This window comes from Niabella sp. ZPM-14, assembly GCF_055693045.2.
This window is the reverse complement of record NZ_CM181148.1, coordinates 438,242-457,108: the sequence shown is the minus strand read 5'-3', so window position 1 is coordinate 457,108 and position 18,867 is coordinate 438,242. Positions and strand designations below refer to the sequence as shown.

Sequence of the window (18,867 nt, the reverse complement as noted above, 5' to 3'; positions counted from 1 at the left end):
CGCAAAGGTTGTTCCATAATGGCATTCATCACTTTTAATTGTTAACTTTACTGTTTTAAATTACTATGAGCGAGCAAATTGCAGGTGTGGCCATTTTTGATGATGATGAGGATATTTTATCCATCTGTAAGTATGTGTTGGAGGATCACGGCTGGCGCGTGAACACCTTCTCTAATTGCAAGGACGTAGTTGCCAAAGTGAAAGAGAGTGCACCGGATGTCATTTTTATGGACAACTGGATCCCCCCCAACGGTGGTATCGTAGCGACCCGGGAACTAAAACAGGAAGCGGCTCTGCGCAATATCCCGGTTATCTATTTTTCAGCCAACAGCGAGATTTCAAGACTGGCTAATAATGCCGGCGCTGAATATTTTCTCGCGAAGCCCTTCGACCTGGACGACCTGGTCCAAACCATTCAGACCGCACTTGAAAAGAAGCGGCAGTCGGCTGCCACTGAAAAGTTGTAGCTGCCTTTTCTGAGTGGGTTCCACATGGCTGAATAAACAGATATTCAACATTTATTGGGCGGATGCTTGTGATACGCAGCACGATCTGTTAGCGAAACAGGCGCTTGTGCCCGGTTGTTATGGCCTCACCTCAGAAAATGTCAGGCGCGCATAATGATCGTTGTGCAAAATGCGTTAATTTAGACCGCATACGGTCAGGAAAACTATTGTTGCATCTTTATTGCCGGAATGAACATGGACGAAATCAAACAAGGTTCTCATAAAAATATATGGTATGGTGTCGGGCGCCAGCGTATTGAGATTCCCCGGCCCGTGTTGAAATCTGTGGTGCTTACCAACCCGCTTTTAAATAATCTCTATATTGCCAGCTTAGGTTTTTATCCGAAGGCCAAAAATCACCTTACCCGCCGCCGTCACGGGCTGAATGAAAATTTTCTTTTCTATTGTGTCGATGGATACGGCTGGTACGAGCTCAACGGTGAAAAGTACGAGGTAGGTCCCAATGAATTTTTTGTATTGCCTCAAAATGTAGAACATGCTTATGCCAGCTCGGCACACGATCCCTGGAGTATTTATTGGGTGCATTTCGGAGGCAACTGCTTGCCTGATATGAACAGCCTGCATACTGTGAAAGAACATTTTAAGCCGCGACATATCAAAGACAATGGTGAAGCGGCCTCGCTGTTTGGCAAGATGTACGAGACGCTGGAGTTAGGGTATAGTCTCGACAACCTCTGGTTTGCCAGTCTTTGCCTGTCCCAGTTTTTGTCGTTATTTATTTACAACTCCCGGCATCATCCTTCTTCGCAAAGTGTCAAAAATGACTGTGTTGATAATGCTATATTGTATATGCAGGAACATGTCACCGAAATGTTGACACTGAAGGACATCAGCAATTATTCTAACTATTCGGTATCCAGGTTTTCCAACCTGTTCAAGCAAAAGACCGGTTATGCGCCGATGGATTATTTCATGCAGATGAAGATCCAGCAGGCCTGCCAGCAACTAGACTTTACCGATAAATCGATCAAGGAGATCGCGCTCACCCTGGGCTTTGATGATCCTTATTATTTTTCAAAAAGATTCAAGCAGGTGACCGGAATGCCTCCGGTGAAATACCGGTCGGTCAATAAAGACTGATACGGCATTCAGCGCTGAGCACTACACGATCGTGACTTCCACGCCCATCGATTCCAGGGCTGCCACGGTTCGTTCAGATATGTTGCTATCGGTAATGATCTGCTCAATATCGTCAAGTTCGCAGATCTTGCCGAACCCGCGTTTGCCAAACTTGCTGGAATCGGCAAGTACAATCGTTTTTTGGGAAGCTCCGATCATTTTCTTGTTGAGCAAAGCTTCCATCATATTCGAAGTCGTGAGCCCGAAATCGAGATCGATGCCGTCAACGCCGAGAAACAGTTTGCTGCAGGAGAAATCCTGTAATACCGTTTCTGCATACATGCCTGTCACAGAAGCCGAGGTCTTGCGCATCAGCCCGCCCAATTGGATCACTTCCACTCCCTCGTGATGGATCAGTTCCAGTGCCACATTCAGCGCAGAAGTCACCACCGTTAATCCCTCCTTCGCAAAAATATTGCGCGCGAAAAATTGTACAGTAGTGCCGGAAGCAATCAGGATGCAGTCATTAGGCTCCACCAGCCGGGCGGCATATTCGCCTATCCGCTGTTTTTCACCGGCCTGCAGCGTTACTTTTTCGTCCACATGCCGGTCGGCTATGTAAGGATTCGTAAGCGTAGCGCCACCATGCGTGCGAAACAGCATCTTTTTATCTTCCAGGAATTGAAGATCTTTCCGGATAGTAACCGACGACACGTTCAGGTCCTGGCAAAGATCTGTAACCTTAATGCTGCCTTCTTTCTTGATCAGTTCGATAATATGCTGGTGACGTTCTATTAAATTGCTCATAAGTGCTCAACAATACAAAATGATAATGATCAAAAATAGACAAATGCCAATACTTTTGTTGTGTTTTAAAAATTCACGCATACATTTAATAGGTCTAAACCGTTTGATCATGAAGCTTTCTTTTTACATCCTTTTAGCAGCCGCTTTTTTGGGCGCTTCTGCCAACCATGCACGGGCACAGCAAACGTTGAGAATGATGAGTTATAATATTCACCATTGCAACCCGCCGTCCAAACCCGATCTCATCGATGTAGACGCCATAGCGAAAGCGATCAAGAAGGAACGCCCGGACGTAGTGGCATTGCAGGAAGTGGATGTAAACACCGGCCGCAGCGGCAAGATCAACCAGGCAGCGGAGCTGGCGCTTAAAACGGGCCTTACCTCGTTCTATTTTGCCAAAGCGATCGATCACGATGGCGGAGATTACGGCGTCGCTATCCTGTCGCGCTATCCTCTGAAAGAAATGAAGACCTATAAGCTCCCCATGGATTCTACGGTTAAAGGCGAGCCGCGCGTGTTAGCGACTGCTATCCTAACGCTGCCCGGAGGAGAAGAAGTGATGGTGGGCAGCACCCACCTCGATGCGGGACGTGCTTCAGTAAACCGGTTGTTGCAGATCCGGGAGATCAACCGCATCACAGAGAAAGCAGCACTGCCCCTGTTGATCGCCGGCGATTTCAACGCAGAAGAAAACAGCGAGGTAATTGGCCTGCTCGATCAGCACTTTAAAAGAACCTGCACCGGTTGCGCGCCAACGATCCCAGTTTTGAATCCTAAAAAGGCGATTGACTTTATAGCAGTCAAACCGGCTTCCGCGTTTACCATCAAAAATCACCGAGTGGTGAACGAAACTTATGCTTCGGACCATCTGCCTGTGATCGCGGAAGTATCTATCCCTTAATACGCCAGGACTTTAGACGACGCCCCGGATAATCAATCAGAGATCCACCTACAGGTTTATCTCACCTTCTGATGCACACTTATCCGTTTGATATTTACGATTGGTATGATTTTTATTAAGTATTAAACATATATCTTTATAATATAAAAGCCGATCCTACTTAGTCTATGTCTCAAAAACTATTTAACGAGCGCATCAAGCAGATCTTGATCCTCGCAATCATCCTGCTCCTCATCGTAACCGTAATCACAGAGCTGGTAACCTTTATTCCTGGTCTCCTTGGTGCCTTCACGTTATACATTGTCAGCCGGAAAAAGTATTTCAACTTTGTGTACAACAAAAAATGGAAGAAGGGCTGGACAGCGATGGGCTTTATTGTCTTTTACCTGATTGTGGTTGGCATTCCTATCACGCTGGCAGTCACGCTGATCAGTCCGAAGATCAATACGGTATTAGAAGATCCTACTAAAATATTAAATTCGGCAAAGCAAACGATTAATGTGATTCAGAATAAGGTCGGTTTCAACCTGATTTCTGAAAATACGTTGTCTAACGCTGTCAACAAGATCACTGCTTTTGTGCCGAAAATATTGAACAGCACTTTGAACCTCGTATCCAACCTGGCCATCATGCTGTTTATTCTGTACTTCATGCTGTACAATGGTTCCGAGATCGAAAAATATCTGAGCAAAGCCGTTCCGTTAAAGCGCCGCAATGTAAAAATGCTGTCGGACGAGACCAAGAAAGTGGTTATCGCCAATGCGCTGGGTATACCACTGATCTCTATTATTCAAGGGGTAGTGGCGACGGTAGGGTATGCGATTTTCGGAGTGGAAGACTGGGGATTATATGGCTTCCTGACGGGGGTCTGTGCGTTCTTCCCGGTAGTCGGAACGATGATCGTCTGGGTGCCTGTGACTATTTATATGTTTGCCACCGGCGATACATTAAATGCTACACTGCTTTTATTATATCATATCGTCATCACAGGTAACGTTGATTACGTAGCCCGTATCACACTATTAAAAAGGATTGGAGATACCCACCCGGTTATTACGATCATGGGGGTATTATTAGGATTGAGTTTGTTTGGGTTTGTGGGACTTGTTTTCGGCCCGTTATTATTGAGCTACCTGATCGTGCTTTATGATATCTACATGAACGAATTTGTGCATGATCATCCCGAAGAAGAGAGCGAATTAAAGCCTGAACCGTTGGCGCAAAAGCTGATGGATGACGGTGACAAAAAAGGTTAATACCGCTGTTTCAGGATGCGCGCTACTACCTTATCGATGGGCAGCGTCATCACATCTTCATTGAAATAGTCCCAATCTACCAGTCTGAAAATTTCGGCAACTTCGGCGGGGTATACTGCTGTGCCATTGTTGACGGATGCCGCCAGGGCTTCCAGTGGCCTGATCAGGTAATACACAGACACGATCTGGTGTTCGGGGTTAAAAGCGGATTGCTGGAAAAAATCCGTTGTGTAGAGGTGATCTACCACTTCTACGTCAATGCCGATCTCTTCCTTGCATTCCCTGATGACGCAGTCAATAGTGCCTTCCCCTAATTCAAGACCGCCTCCGGGGAACTTGGTCACCTCCAGGTTATTGTAGTAAATACGTTCGTCGCTGACGAGTACCTGCTTTTGATCGTTCATCAACACGCCATACACGCGCAGGTTGATCGAAGTGATTGCTGTTTCCATGAAGTATGTAAGCTAAAGAAAATTAAACGCAAAAAGGGAAGGGCCGGCTGTTAAAAAGATAAAATGCCTTCATAGACTTTTTCTGCCGGGCCTTTGAGCCAGATATCATTATAAGATCCATCTGCATTGCGGTTATAGCTAACGTTCAGCTTTCCGCCCAGCACTTCGATATCGATCGAGTTGGGTCCGGTTTCCTGTTGATAAAAAACCAGTGCAGCAGCCGTCACGCCTGTACCACAGGAGAATGTTTCGTCTTCCACGCCTCGTTCGTAAGTGCGCACCTTAAGCTGGTTTTCATTCACCACTTCCACAAAATTGACATTGATGCCTTCTTGTTGAAAAGTGTCGCTATAACGGATCTTACGTCCCTCCTCAAAGACATTCAGGTCTGAAAGTCCTTCCACTTGCTTTACATAATGTGGTGAACCGGTATTGAGCAACGCATGTGTGCCCTGGTGATCGACACGATCCACATCGCTCATTTTTAAAGACACCAGTCCATTCTCAATATTAGCCACATGCTCACCGTCTACCGCCAGAAATTTAAAGTGGCTTCTGTCAATACCGATATCATGAGCAAAGCGAACGATACACCGCCCTCCGTTGCCACACATACTGCCTTCCCGGCCGTCCGCGTTAAAATAAACCATCTCAAAATCATATCCCGGCTTATTGTTCAACAACATAAACCCATCTGCACCGATCCCGAATCGGCGGTTGCACATACGATGGATCTTGTCCTGCGACAAAGTGCTGTGATTCACCGCACGGTTATCAACGATCACAAAGTCATTTCCTGTTCCCTGGTATTTATAAAAACGCATAATTGATTGTTCTTTGTCTGAAGCGAATATAGTGCAACCTTACAGCGTTGCGTACTGGTTTTTTAAATTTCTGATCGCGGTCTGACTTTCACGACTTGGTCTGACCGTCCCGGTCTGACCAGGTCCTCACTTTCCTACAATGGTCTGACCGCCCCCGGTCTGACCAATAATTCTTACCGTATCTTCCGATAATGATCTGATGTTTACGTCCCGGTCTGACCCTCTTCACAACAGCGATGCCTTTTAAATGTTCGCTACATATATTTCCAGGAACCTCCGGATCAGCCCTTCCACGGCGGCTTTCCCATCCTTGCTGAACGTTTTGTTCACCCGGTTTGCTACGATGGCGTTCAGAGCCAGGCAATGATGGCCCAGTAGTTTGCCCAGGCCGTAGATTGCTGAAGTTTCCATTTCAAAGTTCGTAATGCGATGCTGGCCAAAGCGGAAGTCTGTCAACCGGTCGATCAGGTTGGGGTTGCTGATGCCTAACCGTAGCACCCGTCCCTGTGGGCCATAAAAGCCGGGACAGGTCACTGTAATGCCCTGGTGGAAGCCTTGTGTAAAGTGTTTGAGCAGGGAAGGGGCTGCTCCTGTGATATAAGGCTCACCTTTTAGTTGCGCATGTGTGATGAAAGATTGCAACAGTTGCGCCTCTTCGCCATTTTGTTCCTGCAGATAAAAATGAAGCAGGTTGTCGATTCCCAGTCCATGCGTCGAAGCAACAAATGCATCCACGTCGATGTCTGCCTGTAAAGACCCCGACGTGCCCACACGAATGATGTTAATGGAGTTCAGTTGTTCCTTGATCGTCCTCGTTTCAAAATCGATATTCACCAGGGCGTCCAGTTCGTTGATCACAATGTCAATATTATCCGGTCCGATCCCTGAAGAAAGCACCGTAAGTCTTTTGCCGCCGATGATCCCGGTGCGGGTGACAAACTCCCGATGCTGCCGCTGCACCTCTATCACATCGAAGTATTTGCTGAACTCGCGCACACGGTCAGGATCGCCCACGGTTACTACGGTTCCTGCAATTTCCTCGGGACGCAGGTCCAGGTGATAAACGGCGCCGCGTTGGTTCAATATCAGTTCACTTTCTGCAATCCTGTTCATAAAATTTGATCGTTAAATGTGAAAAAGTTATCAAAAATACCCTATTTTTGCAAGCCTTCAAAAAGGTCTCTTGTTTGCCGGCTGGCAGATCAGGAATACAAAAAAGGTCTCGTGGCCGAGTGGCTAGGCAGAGCTCTGCAAAAGCTCGTACAGCGGTTCGAATCCGCTCGAGACCTCCCGAAACAGAAGCCCGCATTTTTTGCGGGTTTTTTTGTTTTCAGGAGATGCAAAATAACTTTCGGAAAACCTGACCAGCTTGACTAACTTATACCTGTGAAAAAACACATCATATCAAAATAGTAGTAGAAATACTATCTTTACAAAACCTTTTCTATTCCCTGCCTATGAAATCAAGTGAGTTTATTAGAGAAATCAAGCGCAAAGGGTGGGTCTATCTTAGGGCAGGAAAAGGGAGTCACGAGATTTATGTCAAGGGGAAAGTACAAGTTGCGGTACCCAATCACGGCAGTAAGGAGATGGGTAAAGGACTAGAGCTAAAGCTGCGCAAGCTGATGAATCTTTGATAGGTCTTTCGAAATCATTTTCACTTGCCGACAACCTGTAGCGTCTTAAAAGCGAACAATGAAAAAAATTAAAATTATAATAGAAAGAAGTAGCGACGGCTTCTTTTGGGCTTACGCGGAAAGCGACAAATTAGCCATCACGGGTGGGGGAGCGACCGTGCAGGACTGTAAAAAGGATGTAGATGCCTCCATTAATACGCTGAAAGAACTGGGCCAGTTTCCGTATGCTGAAGGCACTTACGAACTCATTTATAAATATGACGTAGAGAGCCTCTTAAATTATTATAAAGGTATCTTTTCCAATTCCGCTCTCGAACGATTAACCGGCATCAATCAGCGACAGTTACAGCACTATTCCACCGGTTACCGCAAACCACGCCCGGCTCAGATAAAAAAAATCGAAACCTCCCTTCATAAATTGGGCGCAGAACTGCTCGCAGTCGAGTTGTAGCGTTGGGCCTGCTCGATACTTGCTGACAATTTCAATATATTGTCAGGAGGTGAATGTCATGCATAATCTTTCAATCGCTGTTCAGCACTCACACTTTCAACATCCCCCGGAACCCCCGGGCAGCATAATACGACTCAGCGCCGTTGTGATAAGTAAACACATGCTGATAGCGTTTGTCGCAAAACAAGGCGCCGCCTAAGTCGCGGATGGCGGCGGGCGTGGCGATCCAGCTCGATGTTTTTGTGTCAAAGTGCCCCAATTCCTGGAGGTGGCGATATTGCTCCTCGGTAAGGATATCAATGCCCATTTCTGCTGCCATCCCCAGGGCGCTGTGTTTCGGCTTATGTTCCTTTCTCGATTCCAGCGCTTCATGATCATAGCAAATGCTTCGGCGGCCCTTCGGGCTTTCCGCCGAGCAGTCGCAAAAGAGGAGGGCGCCGCTGGCGTCTTGTCCGATCACGTCCGGCTCCCCTTCGGTAATATCCATTTCGTTCAACGACCACAGCTTTGCCGGGGCAGCTTTCAGCCGGGTTTCCACCTGTTGCCAGTCGATCCCTTTGTGACGACCGGGGTTCTTTTCAAAACGTGATTTCAGGGTTTGCAGCAGGGAGGCAGTGTCGCCTGCCGATAATTTTTTTAGTTGGCTCATGGCTCAATCATTTACAGAAGTTCAAAATTAATGGATAACCAGTTTTCTTCCGGCCGGCCTTGTGGCCCAGGAAACGATCGTCAGTACCAGCAGGAGCAGGGGCGGGGCAATCTCGCCCAAGCCATCGCCGGCAAAAAGATGCGACGCGATAGCGCCCGACATCGAAAAGAAGAAGCCTGCGTAGGCCCACTCTTTCAACAACGGGTAGCGCGGAATCAGCACCGCCACGACGCCCAAAAGTTTCCAGGCGCCCAGGATGATCAAAAAGTACATCAGGTAGCCGAGCGCTTGCATGCTCCGGGTTTCTTCTTCCATTTGAAGCAGCTGGACAAGCCCTGTAGACACCATGCCGAGCGATAGCCACCCGGTAGCGATCCAATAAGTGATCCGCTTTGCTTTGGACGGAGGGGAGGGTTGATGGTTCAAGGTAAATTTTTTTTATGATGATAAATAGATAACGGATGATGGCGGCACGGTATTTTTCCCTTCTCTGTGCATTTTCTTTGAGGTCTCCGTGGTTAAAAATACGACAGGATGGGTAGACGTAGTTGCTGCGTGACTCAGTCGCTGAGGCCTTTTCCTTCCAGGATACGGGCTTCGCTGTTTTCGATGCGCGCCTCACGCGTCTTCGCTTGTTTGGCCTGTGAAAAATGGAGCAGGTAGGCCCGTTGGCGACCGGGCGTCAGCGCCTCAAAAGCTTTCTTCAAGGATGGGTTTGCCTGCAGTCTTTTGCGGAACGCTTCCGGCATCTCGAAAGCCGCGGTCTTTTTCATCGGCACTTTCAGACCGGCCTGTTCTACGGCGATCGCTTCATAGATATAAGTTTTGATCACCGCTTCCTGCTCCAGTACCTCCTTAAGACTGGTAAACCGGAGCTGGCGGGCCGCCTGCACGTTTTTGGTCTGCTGCACCAGGATGCCCTCGGGATCTTTCAATAAAGCACCCTTGAAAAACAACAGCGCGCAATACGACTTGAATTCGTGGATCAGCACCACATTGTGTCCCTCAAAGAGGTAGCAGGGGCATCCCCATTTCAACACTTCCTCCAGACCGCAACTCAATACGATACCTCTTAACGCTGCGACAGCTTCACTCCATTGATTATTTTTATTAAAGTAAAAATTTACTTTATTATTTATAAATATTTGGTTAATAATCATTTGTGATTATTTACTTAAAATTTCTTGTAATCTGTTGTGCGCCATATTTAGCCCTCCGGCAAATGGCATCTGAAGGAGCTGATCGCGGAGCGCTACGGTTCTGAACACAATATGCATACGTAGTTCGCTGGTAGTGTCAGAGAGGGCGGCAAACTCCAGGAATTCCAGTTGTACGTCGAACGGGCTGTTCTCCATCTTAAATGTGCGCGTGATCTTTTCGCCGGGAATAAATTCGTGGATGGTACCGTTGGCGCGAAACACAACGTTTCCCGATGGGTCCGATGTTTCAAATGCCCAACTGCCGTGCGGCTTATTTTCAAGTTTCACCACTTTTGTTCCCATCCATTGTGCCACGATCTCCGGGTCTTCATAGGCTTTGAACAGCAAGGCTACCGGGAGATCAAATTGGCGGGTGATCAGCATCTCCTGCTTACCGGCCTCAGCGTGCACCTGGGTCTTTCTTTCCATATCCTTTTAATTTTTGGGTTGATAGTTTTTCATTAACGCCTCCAGATGATTAAAGCGGTCGTCCCACATCTTACGGAAAGGTTCAATAAAGTCTGATATTTCTTTCATTTTTAGTGCGTTAAAATGATAATAGATTTCTCGTCCACTTTGTTCCTGCTGTAATAGATCGCACTCGGTTAGGATCTGCAGGTGTTTGGACACCGTCGGTCGGGCAGTATCAAAGTTCGCCGCAATCGCCCCGGCTGTCATGGCCTTCGAAGCCACCAGAACCAGGATCGCTCTCCGGGTCGGGTCCGCTATGGCCTGGAATACATCACGTCTTAAATTCATTGTGTAGCTATTTGACTACAAATATATATGTAGTTATTTGACTACGCAAAATTATTTTTTTGGAAGCATGCGTCTTGTCAGGGAGCTTAAAGAATAATTCGTATTAAATAATTGATTATAAATTATATTATGAGTTTTATATTGATTTAATAATAATATTAACCGAAGTTCTGTGCGCTTCCAGCTTGATCTTACAAGAATGGTTTCGACCCGGGAATCAATCGAACGCCCGTTTTGTCAGATGAGCAGAACAGCGCTCTTTCAAAGTATACCGGCCCCCGGTAATCAGCTACAATGGCACTGAATCGTCTTTCCGAGATAGCAGTCGCCTCAACGTTTCAAAAAGAATGTCAGGTTGATCCTGTAAGAGAAAATCCTGCCTCGCCTTGTTAAAGGGCGACACTCTTTTAACTCCTAACTTTACCGGCATAAAACTAAACACTGAACACAACACCGGTTTTAAACCCGCATTAATAACACGGGTCCAATTCCCGCACATAAACTTAAACGATGAAACGCTTGTACCTTTTTGTCTCTGTGATCCTTCCTTTGGTGGCTGCCGCACAATCTTCCAGGCCCAACATTCTTTTCTGCATCGCCGACGATTGGGGCTGGCCTCATGCCGGTGTGTACGGAGACCAACTGGTCAAGACACCTGCCTTTGACGGATTGGCGGAAAACGGGGTTTTGTTCCAGCAGGCTTTTGTGTCCAGCCCATCGTGTACGCCCAGCCGCGGCGCCGTGCTATCCGGGCAGTATTTTTTCCGGTTGGGGGAGGGCGCCAATCTGTGGTCGACACTTAGCCCCGAGATACCGGTATACCCTTTGATACTGCAGGATGCGGGCTATTTTGTCGGGTCCTGGCGCAAGGCCTGGGGCCCGGGCGATCTCAAACCGGGCGGATATCAAAATCAAAACCCGGCGGGAAAAGTTTACCAGTCGGGTTTTGGCGAATTCATGAAAGCCAGACCGGCTGGCCAACCGTTTTGCTTCTGGCTCGGCTCCACCGATCCGCACCGGCCCTACGACAAAGGCTCCGGGGTGGCGTCCGGGATGGACCTGAAGCAGGTGGCGCTTCCTGATTTTTATCCCGACGCAGCGGAAATCCGTAGTGACATCGCAGATTATTACTGGGAAGTGCAGCGATTCGACCGCGATGTGGCTCAGGCGCTGCGCCTACTGGATAGCCTGGGCGAGCTCGATAATACCATCGTGGTCGTCACCGGCGATCATGGCATGCCCTTTCCCAGGTGCAAAGCCAACTTGTACGACTGGGGCGCCCGCGTTCCATTAGTCGTGAGCTGGCCGGCGAAAATCAAAAAAGGAAGCGTTTTCAACGGTATCGTGTCCCTGACCGATCTGGCGCCCACCTTTCTGCAGGCGGCCGGAGTGAAAGTGCCATCCGTTATGACCGGTCAGTCCTTATTGCCGATCATCAAGGCCGGCGATCCCGGAGCCGAAGCGGCAAAGCGGGCACAGGTGGTGTTTGGACGGGAGCGCCACACGCCCGGGCAGGAGCGTCCGTCTTTAAATGGGTATCCGGCCCGAGCCATTCGCACGCAGGACTACCTGCTGATCAAAAATTTTAAACCCGAACGATGGCCCGTTGGAGTTCCCGACAACAGCACCCATCCCATGGAATCCTTTTCCGACTGTGATGACGGTCCTACAAAATTTTACCTGATGGAGCACCGCGACGATGCTGAAGTGGCTCCTTATTATAACCTGGCCTTTGCCAAAAGACCGGCGGTTGAGCTGTACCAGCTCCGCACCGACCCCCACCAGGTTAGGAACCTGGCGGATGACCCCGCTTATGCCAGCGTCAAAAAACAGTTGCTGCAAAAGCTGGAAGCCGAACTGCGAAAAGCCAAAGATCCCCGAGTAATGCAGCCCAATCCGCCTTTCGACGGATATCCTTACCGGAACGCGTTGAAGTTGAGGCGATAAATTAACTGAGCAACAGTATCGTGAGCCTATCGTCGTTCCGGGCACCTGTCCGGCCTGGAGCAACGGAAGCGCAGCGTAGTGCAAGGGCCTTCTTATCCTCGGTTGTTCCAAACGGAGGCCAGGCGCGATGTGGTCTTTCCCGTCGTTGTTCCGGGCGCAGGGCAGCAACGGAGTCCCCGCCCGAACGGTACGGGCGGGGAGGGGCTCTTCTGGTGTCCCATTCGAAAAATTACAACAGACGCCCCCTTCGATTGAAAATTTTCAATTTATTTTATTGCTTTTCAACAAAATATGCTTATATTCGCACATCGCATCATCGAAACTGATCTGATACCTACCGATAAATTGATGGTCTCCGCACCGTCAATGATTCAAAACAAATGTTGCTGCTAGCTGCCTCGTATCGTTTCGGATAGTGCATCATACTATTCCCTGATGGGACGGTTGTGCAACACATTTTCACCTCCTTCTAAACTAATTTTTAAAACAGATCGTTCGCGTTTTCCCTGGAGAAACCGCGGCGTGTCAATGATTTCGTAACGCGTTGATAAAAAATTAAAAAAGCAACGCCATAAATAAATTAGTTTGATGAATAAGTCAGGAAGTGAAGCGCTGTTAGCGCGTAGGAAGAAAGCCGTGGCCAATGGCGTAGGCATTTTCAATACGGCCACCGTACAATCTGCAAAAGGGGCGACAATTATTGACGTAGACGGCAACGAACTGATCGACTTCACCGGCGGCATCGGGGTTATTAACGCAGGCCACTGTCCCCAACCCGTTATCGATGCCATCATAGACCAGGCCCAAAAATACATTCATACCAGTTTCAATGTAGTCACCTACGAGCCTTACATCGCTTTATGCGAAAAGCTCAACAGCCTGTTCCCGCACGGAGGCACCGCCAAAACGATGTTGGTCAATACCGGCGCTGAAGCCGTAGAAAACGCTATTAAGATCGCCCGGCAGGCGACCGGGCGAGAGGCCGTCATCTGTTACTCCGGTGCCTTTCATGGCCGCACCATGATGGCGATGACCTTAACCTCCAGGACTTCTTACAGCAGCGGCTGCGGTCCGTTTGCACCCGAAGTCTACCGGATCGATTATCCTGACTTTTATAAAAGAGGAAACGGGAAAACCGAAGCGGCTTTCGTAGCCGATGAGCTCCGCAGGCTGCAGGAATTTTTCAAAACCCATGTGCGGCATGAAGATGTAGCCGCCATCATCATCGAGCTGGTGCAGGGAGAAGGCGGGTTTACCGTTGCCCCCAAAGCGTATATCAAGGGCTTAAGGGAGATCTGCGATCAATATGGCATCCTGTTAATTTTCGATGAGGTGCAAACGGGCTTCTGCAGAACGGCCGCATGGGGAGCAGTTGAGCATTATGGTGTTTATCCCGACCTGTCCACCTGGGCCAAGTCCATGGGATCAGGCATGCCGATCGGCGCGGTAGTCGGAAAGCAGGAAGTGATGGACGCCGCGGCGGTGGGCACCATCGGCGGCACGTATATCGGCAATCCCTTGTCCTGTGCGGCGTCTCTTGCCACCATCCGATACATGGAAGATATCGGGCTGAATGAAAAAGCTAAAAACGTGGGGTCGGTCATTAGGGAACGCTTCAATGCTTTAAAAGAAAAGTATCCGCAAATCGGCGATGTAAGAGGGCTCGGGGCCATGGTGGCCATGGAATTTGTCAAAGACAAGGATCCTCAGCAGCCGGATTATGAGCTCTGTGCTCAACTCGTCAAAGCCTGTGTCGCAAGGGGCTTGGTCATCATCTCTTCCGGTGTGCACAAAAATGTATTGAGAACCCTGGCACCATTGGTGATCAGCGAGGACCTGTTACACAAAGGACTTGATATCATCAGTGAAGAGCTGGAACAACTAACGGTCTCATAAGATCAGCAAAAGGTCCGGAACACTAAAGATCCGGGCACGATGAGATCTGCCGGGAATCTTCAAATAAGATCAGACCTAACCAACGGACAACCGACGTCCTGTGCGCAGGATCCATCCGGTTGAGAAAAGTGACTATTCCTGCTGCGATTTCTCTGGCCCAACCAAAACAAAAAGTCCTTTGGACTTGTCCGCACGGGTCAGGCGGACGATTCAACCATTAAACAATCAAATAAAAAACTAATGAAGCCATTTTCTATAGGAGGCATCCAAATGCATGTATCAGCCAGTCAGAGAAATATCCCTTTGATGAAACACAAGATCGACGTTATGTGTTCCGTCTACCCCTGGGTACAAATGGTTGTGCTCAGCGAGCTGTGTGCCTACGGACCTTTAACTTATTACGCACAGGAGACCTGCCCCAACAACGACGAGGCAGAGTTTCAGGAGATTGCCAAAAAGTACGGCATCTGGCTGGTGCCCGGCAGCATGTTTTACAAGCGGGGTGACCAGATCTTCAACACCGCCATTGTCATCAATCCTCAGGGAGAAATCGTGGGCCGGTATGATAAGATGTTTCCTTTCTATCCCTACGAGGCCGGGGTTACCGGTGGCGATCAGTTCCTCATGTGGGACGTTCCCGAGATCGGCAAGTTTGGTATCTCCATCTGTTACGACATGTGGTTCCCCGAAACTTCCCGTACCATGGCCGTTAACGGGGTTGAGGTGATCATCCATCCGACCCTGACGGGCACCATTGACCGGGATATAGAGCTGGCCCTGGTCCAGTCAACGGCGGCAACCAACCAGTGCTATGTTTTTGATATTAACGGACTGGGCGAGGGAGGCACCGGCCGCTCCATTATCTGCGGGCCCGATGGAAGGGTCTTATACCAGGCGAGCACGGGCCCTGAGCTCATGCCGATTGAAATCGATCTCGAGCGCGTAAAGCGCAGCCGCGAGAATGGCTTGTTACGCCTTGGCCAGCCGCTGAAAAGCTTCCGCGACCGCAGGGTGGTATTTGATATTTATCAGAACGGAACAAGATACCCCGAGCTGGACAAGCTGGGACCACTGGCTAAGCCTGTCCGCATGGCGCAAATCGAAAAGGCGCTGACCGATCCGTCCGCGCCCGACTATTCCAAGTAGCTTGGGAAAGCACATCAGCTTAACCGCTGAGGGTGCAGGCAGACCATTCTAAGACACCAGCACCCCCTTCGACAAGAGATGAACGCTCGTGTACATTCTTTCACGCAGGTGGAAGGTATACCGCGTTTCATCACACCATTCAGAAAACTTAAAACAAACACGGATGAAATCACCGACAAAAAGATCCAAATCAAATAAAACAAAGACGACAGAAGGAGTAACCAACGACAGTTTCATCACCTGGTTTGAAATACCGGCGCTGAATTTTGAGCGGGCAGTACACTTCTACAACACGATTTTTCAAATACAGATGGAGACCAATTTTATGAACGGCTATTCCATGGCTTTTTTTCCTGGCAAAACAGAACCTTCCGGCGCCATCATCTACGGAGAAGGCGCAGCGCCGAGTGACAGAGGGCTGTTGATCTATCTAAACGGGGGCGACGACCTCAACTTGGTGCTCAACCGGATCGAAGAAGCGGGCGGGCGGATCCTGTTGCCCAAACAAATGATCAATGAAAACGCCGGATATTTCGCCCTGTTCATCGACAGCGAGGGTAATAAAATGGCACTTCATTCTAAAAACTAATACATGCTGAAAGAAACGATTTATACACCCAAATTCAGAGCAAAAGACTATTTCAATATCGCGCAATATCGCAGCGATTCCTGGAATAACCTCAAGTCAGCCGCCAGGCAGTTGTCCAAAAACGACTTTCGGCTGACGGGTTCTGATGCTTTTACCGACCGGCTATCACAGTCACTGACGGTGCTCAAAGCCATCGAGCGTTATTTCGCTTACCCGGGTCTGCGGTATATCCAGAACCTCGAAGAAATGTACGAAAAGGGGCAGTACGTGGCCTTTGCACATTCCGTTTCTGAAGTAGTCCGCTCGCTGGTAAGCGAAAGCTACCGCTCTAACAGGACCGCCACCGAAACAGAGGAGAAAAGAAGGAAAATGCTCGGCGATGAAAAGCTGCAGAAGCCTAAAAAGCAAAACTACTTCGAAGTGATCGTGGTAGATGATATTACGCCGGAGGAGAAAGAGCGGCTACAAGTACGGTTTGAGCAATTAAAGAATGAGAACGAGCAGTTCAAATACGAGGTCATCTTCCTGTCGAGCATGGAGGATGCGCTCATCGCGTTACTGTTCAATCCCAATATTCAAACCGCCATCATCAGGTCCGGTATTCCCCGGAAGTCGGCGGAAGACCTGACCGCCATCGACTCATTTATTATAGGATTAGACACCGCGAAGGTCGACGAGTCCAAAGAGGCAGATGCCGGGTTAAGCCTGGGCAAGAGCATAAAATGGTTGCGTCCCGAAATCGATCTGTTCTACGTGTCCGATATCGCCGTGTCACAGCTGGACGACAGCACGCTCGATTATTTCAAGCGCGTGTTCTACCGCACAGAAAACCTGCAGGAGATCCACCTGAGCATCCTGCACTCCGTAAAAGAGCGCTACAGCACGCCGTTTTTCTCGGCCCTGGTTGATTATAGCAAGAAGCCTACCGGCGTCTTTCATGCCATGCCCATTTCCAGGGGGAACTCCATCTTCAGGTCGTCCTGGCTGCAGGACTTCGGCGATTTTTACGGGAGGAATATTTTCCTGGCGGAAACCTCCGCCACTACCGGCGGACTGGACTCTCTGTTGCAGCCCACCGGCCCGTTAAAAAAGGCGCAGGAGCTCGCGTCCAAAGCGTATGGTTCCTTAAACACTTTTTTTGTCACCAACGGTACTTCCACCGCCAATAAGATCGTGCTCCAGGCGCTAGTGCAGCCCGAAGACCTGGTGCTCATCGACCGCGATTGCCATAAGTCGCACCATTACGGAATGGTGTTGTCCGGGGCGTTGCCGGTTTACCTCGATTCTTACCCGGTAGAGAAATACAGCATGTACGGCGCCGTGCCTTTAAAGGAGATCAAGCACAAGCTGCTCCAGCTGAAAAGGGCCGGGCGGCTCAACAGCGTTAAAATGCTGCTGCTTACCAATTGCACTTTCGACGGCATCGTCTACAATGTGCAGCAGGTCATGCACGAAGTGCTGGCCATCAAACCCGATATGATCTTTCTCTGGGATGAGGCCTGGTTTGCCTTTGCCGGCTTCACGCCGATCTACAAGCAGCGCACGGCCATGTATTCCGCCCGGTTGCTGCACAAAAAATACCGGAGCGAAGCGTACCGCCAGGAATATGAGGCCAACCAAAAGTCCGACAACCCCAAACCGATGCCGGATCCGGACCGGGTAAAGATCAGGGTGTATGCAACGCAATCCACGCATAAAACGCTCAGCTCCCTGCGCCAGGGCTCTATGATCCATATCTACGACGAGCTGTTCAAGCGCAAAGCCGAGGATTCATTTCATGAAGCTTACAAAACGCATATTTCCACTTCACCATCTTACCAGATCCTGGCCTCGCTCGACGCAGGTCGCAGGCAGGTCATGTTTGAAGGGTATGAAATGGTAGAGCGAAGCATCGAAATGGCCATGGTGCTCCGTTCCAAGATCGTCACGCATCCCCAGTTAAAGAAGTATTTCGATATCCTGACCGTGGAAAACAATATTCCCGAGGAGTACCGCAAATCCGGAATCGTTCAATACTTCGATCCCAAAGACGGCTGGACGCTGATGGAAGAGGCCTGGCGCCATGACGAGTTCGTCTTGGATCCTACCAAGATCAACCTGTTTATCGGGCGCACCGGGGTCGATGGAGACACTTTCAAGAACTTGTTTCTCATGGATCAGTTCGGTATCCAGATCAACAAGACTTCGAGGAACTCCGTGTTATTTATGACCAATATCGGGACCACGAGAAGCTCCGTGGCCTACCTGATCAGCGTGCTGTTAAGGATCGCCGATCAGCTGGATGAACAGCGGAAGGCCATGAGCGCGGTAGAGTTGAAGATCGTCGATCATAATATCAGGTCGCTGACCGAAGACCTGCCGCCGCTGCCCGATTTCAGTCATTTCCACAGTTCCTTCCAGGCCGTACCCGGCGTGCCGGGCGGTAATATCCGCGAGGCTTATTTTTTATCGTATGATGAAACCAAATGCGAGTTCATCAAGCGGGAAGACTGTAAAAAAGCGCTCGAAAGCGGGCGGGAGATCGTGTCCGCCTCCTTTGTTATTCCTTATCCGCCGGGCTTCCCGATCCTGGTTCCCGGCCAGGTTGTGAGCAAAGAGATTATCGAGTTCTTTATCAATCTCGATGTAAAAGAAATTCACGGCTACCGCGATGAGCTGGGCCTTCGCATCTTCACCCAAAGTGCCTTGAACCGGAAGAAGACCGCCACCGCCATGATGGGCGCCAGCGCCATGAGCGGATTGTAATCATTCACTATTAAAAATAATCT

Annotated in this window: 20 protein-coding genes and 1 tRNA gene; 12 read left to right on the top strand and 9 right to left on the bottom strand. The window is 49.2% G+C overall.

Annotated elements, in window-relative coordinates; translation table 11 throughout:
* The first annotated feature begins 65 nt into the window (after positions 1-65).
* Both ACU37H_RS01735 and ACU37H_RS01730 read left to right on the top strand, forming a co-directional pair.
* The gene (locus ACU37H_RS01735) at positions 66-467 is read left to right on the top strand and encodes a response regulator (protein WP_472702638.1); all 402 of its coding nucleotides are present in this window, start codon (positions 66-68) and stop codon (positions 465-467) included.
* Positions 468-695: 228 nt separating this feature from the next.
* Positions 696-1,607: an AraC family transcriptional regulator gene (locus tag ACU37H_RS01730; protein WP_472702637.1), complete on the top strand. Its 912-nt coding sequence runs from the start codon at positions 696-698 to the stop codon at positions 1,605-1,607.
* Between the two features lie 21 nt (positions 1,608-1,628).
* Here ACU37H_RS01730 and ACU37H_RS01725 read toward each other — a convergent pair whose 3' ends face one another.
* Positions 1,629-2,393, bottom strand: coding sequence for a DeoR/GlpR family DNA-binding transcription regulator (locus ACU37H_RS01725; protein ID WP_472702636.1), 765 nt, complete (start codon positions 2,391-2,393; stop codon positions 1,629-1,631).
* A gap of 109 nt (positions 2,394-2,502) precedes the next feature.
* Here ACU37H_RS01725 and ACU37H_RS01720 point away from each other — a divergent pair, with 109 nt between their 5' ends.
* On the top strand, positions 2,503-3,294 hold the full coding sequence (locus tag ACU37H_RS01720; protein ID WP_472702635.1) for an endonuclease/exonuclease/phosphatase family protein: 792 nt from the start codon (positions 2,503-2,505) through the stop codon (positions 3,292-3,294).
* 167 nt (positions 3,295-3,461) lie between these two features.
* Positions 3,462-4,550, top strand: coding sequence for an AI-2E family transporter (locus tag ACU37H_RS01715; RefSeq protein ID WP_472702634.1), 1,089 nt, complete (start codon positions 3,462-3,464; stop codon positions 4,548-4,550).
* Here ACU37H_RS01715 and ACU37H_RS01710 read toward each other — a convergent pair.
* The 3 genes from ACU37H_RS01710 to ACU37H_RS01700 form a co-directional block, all read right to left on the bottom strand.
* The gene (locus tag ACU37H_RS01710; protein ID WP_472702633.1) at positions 4,547-5,002 is read right to left on the bottom strand and encodes an NUDIX domain-containing protein; all 456 of its coding nucleotides are present in this window, start codon (positions 5,000-5,002) and stop codon (positions 4,547-4,549) included. The two genes, ACU37H_RS01715 and ACU37H_RS01710, sit on opposite strands and share 4 nt — an antisense overlap.
* Positions 5,003-5,052: 50 nt before the next feature.
* Entirely contained in the window at positions 5,053-5,826 is a 774-nt protein-coding gene (dapF, locus tag ACU37H_RS01705; RefSeq protein ID WP_472702632.1) for a diaminopimelate epimerase, read from the bottom strand.
* A gap of 243 nt (positions 5,827-6,069) precedes the next feature.
* The gene (locus ACU37H_RS01700) at positions 6,070-6,939 is read right to left on the bottom strand and encodes a nucleoside phosphorylase (protein ID WP_472702631.1); all 870 of its coding nucleotides are present in this window, start codon (positions 6,937-6,939) and stop codon (positions 6,070-6,072) included.
* A 105-nt stretch (positions 6,940-7,044) separates the two neighbouring features.
* On the opposite strand from ACU37H_RS01700, the gene ACU37H_RS01695 reads away from it, so the two are divergent.
* From ACU37H_RS01695 to ACU37H_RS01685, 3 genes are all read left to right on the top strand, one after another.
* Positions 7,045-7,115, top strand: a tRNA-Cys gene (locus ACU37H_RS01695).
* A 168-nt stretch (positions 7,116-7,283) separates the two neighbouring features.
* Positions 7,284-7,463: a type II toxin-antitoxin system HicA family toxin gene (locus ACU37H_RS01690; protein ID WP_472702630.1), complete on the top strand. Its 180-nt coding sequence runs from the start codon at positions 7,284-7,286 to the stop codon at positions 7,461-7,463.
* Positions 7,464-7,521: 58 nt separating this feature from the next.
* On the top strand, positions 7,522-7,914 hold the full coding sequence (locus tag ACU37H_RS01685; protein ID WP_472702629.1) for a hypothetical protein: 393 nt from the start codon (positions 7,522-7,524) through the stop codon (positions 7,912-7,914).
* Positions 7,915-8,002: 88 nt separating this feature from the next.
* Here ACU37H_RS01685 and ACU37H_RS01680 read toward each other — a convergent pair whose 3' ends face one another.
* The 5 genes from ACU37H_RS01680 to ACU37H_RS01660 all read right to left on the bottom strand — a co-directional run bounded on the left by ACU37H_RS01680 (position 8,003) and on the right by ACU37H_RS01660 (position 10,521).
* On the bottom strand, positions 8,003-8,563 hold the full coding sequence (locus ACU37H_RS01680; protein WP_472702628.1) for a DUF4256 domain-containing protein: 561 nt from the start codon (positions 8,561-8,563) through the stop codon (positions 8,003-8,005).
* A 27-nt stretch (positions 8,564-8,590) separates the two neighbouring features.
* Entirely contained in the window at positions 8,591-8,989 is a 399-nt protein-coding gene (locus tag ACU37H_RS01675; RefSeq protein ID WP_472702627.1) for a DoxX family protein, read from the bottom strand.
* 134 nt (positions 8,990-9,123) lie between these two features.
* The gene (locus ACU37H_RS01670) at positions 9,124-9,723 is read right to left on the bottom strand and encodes a YdeI/OmpD-associated family protein (protein ID WP_472702626.1); all 600 of its coding nucleotides are present in this window, start codon (positions 9,721-9,723) and stop codon (positions 9,124-9,126) included.
* Between the two features lie 6 nt (positions 9,724-9,729).
* A complete protein-coding gene (locus ACU37H_RS01665) occupies positions 9,730-10,191 on the bottom strand; it encodes an SRPBCC family protein (RefSeq protein WP_472702625.1) in 462 nt (153 codons plus the stop codon).
* A 6-nt stretch (positions 10,192-10,197) separates the two neighbouring features.
* On the bottom strand, positions 10,198-10,521 hold the full coding sequence (locus ACU37H_RS01660; protein WP_472702624.1) for a metalloregulator ArsR/SmtB family transcription factor: 324 nt from the start codon (positions 10,519-10,521) through the stop codon (positions 10,198-10,200).
* A gap of 510 nt (positions 10,522-11,031) precedes the next feature.
* Here ACU37H_RS01660 and ACU37H_RS01655 point away from each other — a divergent pair.
* The 5 genes from ACU37H_RS01655 (at position 11,032) to ACU37H_RS01635 (ending at position 18,844) form a co-directional block, all read left to right on the top strand.
* Positions 11,032-12,468, top strand: a complete 1,437-nt coding sequence (locus ACU37H_RS01655) for a sulfatase family protein (RefSeq protein ID WP_472702622.1) — start codon at positions 11,032-11,034, stop codon at positions 12,466-12,468.
* A 588-nt stretch (positions 12,469-13,056) separates the two neighbouring features.
* The gene (locus ACU37H_RS01650; RefSeq protein ID WP_472702621.1) at positions 13,057-14,364 is read left to right on the top strand and encodes an aspartate aminotransferase family protein; all 1,308 of its coding nucleotides are present in this window, start codon (positions 13,057-13,059) and stop codon (positions 14,362-14,364) included.
* 240 nt (positions 14,365-14,604) lie between these two features.
* Positions 14,605-15,510 carry a carbon-nitrogen hydrolase family protein gene (locus ACU37H_RS01645; RefSeq protein ID WP_472702620.1) on the top strand — a complete coding sequence of 302 codons (906 nt, stop codon included), beginning with the start codon at positions 14,605-14,607 and terminating at the stop codon, positions 15,508-15,510.
* 163 nt (positions 15,511-15,673) lie between these two features.
* Entirely contained in the window at positions 15,674-16,099 is a 426-nt protein-coding gene (locus ACU37H_RS01640) for a VOC family protein (RefSeq protein ID WP_472702619.1), read from the top strand.
* 3 nt (positions 16,100-16,102) lie between these two features.
* Positions 16,103-18,844, top strand: coding sequence for an aminotransferase class I/II-fold pyridoxal phosphate-dependent enzyme (locus ACU37H_RS01635; RefSeq protein WP_472702618.1), 2,742 nt, complete (start codon positions 16,103-16,105; stop codon positions 18,842-18,844).
* Positions 18,845-18,867 lie beyond the last annotated feature (23 nt).

Excerpts from the sequence above, each read along its gene's own strand:
- ACU37H_RS01670 (WP_472702626.1), bottom strand. The coding sequence starts at position 9,723 with ATGATTATTAACCAAATATTTATAAATAATAAAGTAAATTTTTACTTT.
- ACU37H_RS01725 (WP_472702636.1), bottom strand. The coding sequence starts at position 2,393 with ATGAGCAATTTAATAGAACGTCACCAGCATATTATCGAACTGATCAAG.
- ACU37H_RS01730 (WP_472702637.1), top strand. The coding sequence starts at position 696 with ATGAACATGGACGAAATCAAACAAGGTTCTCATAAAAATATATGGTAT.
- ACU37H_RS01715 (WP_472702634.1), top strand. The coding sequence starts at position 3,462 with ATGTCTCAAAAACTATTTAACGAGCGCATCAAGCAGATCTTGATCCTC.
- ACU37H_RS01665 (WP_472702625.1), bottom strand. The coding sequence starts at position 10,191 with ATGGAAAGAAAGACCCAGGTGCACGCTGAGGCCGGTAAGCAGGAGATG.
- ACU37H_RS01650 (WP_472702621.1), top strand. The coding sequence starts at position 13,057 with ATGAATAAGTCAGGAAGTGAAGCGCTGTTAGCGCGTAGGAAGAAAGCC.
- ACU37H_RS01680 (WP_472702628.1), bottom strand. The coding sequence starts at position 8,563 with ATGAGCCAACTAAAAAAATTATCGGCAGGCGACACTGCCTCCCTGCTG.
- ACU37H_RS01685 (WP_472702629.1), top strand. The coding sequence starts at position 7,522 with ATGAAAAAAATTAAAATTATAATAGAAAGAAGTAGCGACGGCTTCTTT.
- ACU37H_RS01660 (WP_472702624.1), bottom strand. The coding sequence starts at position 10,521 with ATGAATTTAAGACGTGATGTATTCCAGGCCATAGCGGACCCGACCCGG.
- ACU37H_RS01635 (WP_472702618.1), top strand. The coding sequence starts at position 16,103 with ATGCTGAAAGAAACGATTTATACACCCAAATTCAGAGCAAAAGACTAT.
- ACU37H_RS01720 (WP_472702635.1), top strand. The coding sequence starts at position 2,503 with ATGAAGCTTTCTTTTTACATCCTTTTAGCAGCCGCTTTTTTGGGCGCT.
- ACU37H_RS01645 (WP_472702620.1), top strand. The coding sequence starts at position 14,605 with ATGAAGCCATTTTCTATAGGAGGCATCCAAATGCATGTATCAGCCAGT.
- ACU37H_RS01690 (WP_472702630.1), top strand. The coding sequence starts at position 7,284 with ATGAAATCAAGTGAGTTTATTAGAGAAATCAAGCGCAAAGGGTGGGTC.
- ACU37H_RS01640 (WP_472702619.1), top strand. The coding sequence starts at position 15,674 with ATGAAATCACCGACAAAAAGATCCAAATCAAATAAAACAAAGACGACA.
- ACU37H_RS01710 (WP_472702633.1), bottom strand. The coding sequence starts at position 5,002 with ATGGAAACAGCAATCACTTCGATCAACCTGCGCGTGTATGGCGTGTTG.
- dapF (WP_472702632.1), bottom strand. The coding sequence starts at position 5,826 with ATGCGTTTTTATAAATACCAGGGAACAGGAAATGACTTTGTGATCGTT.
- ACU37H_RS01655 (WP_472702622.1), top strand. The coding sequence starts at position 11,032 with ATGAAACGCTTGTACCTTTTTGTCTCTGTGATCCTTCCTTTGGTGGCT.
- ACU37H_RS01735 (WP_472702638.1), top strand. The coding sequence starts at position 66 with ATGAGCGAGCAAATTGCAGGTGTGGCCATTTTTGATGATGATGAGGAT.
- ACU37H_RS01700 (WP_472702631.1), bottom strand. The coding sequence starts at position 6,939 with ATGAACAGGATTGCAGAAAGTGAACTGATATTGAACCAACGCGGCGCC.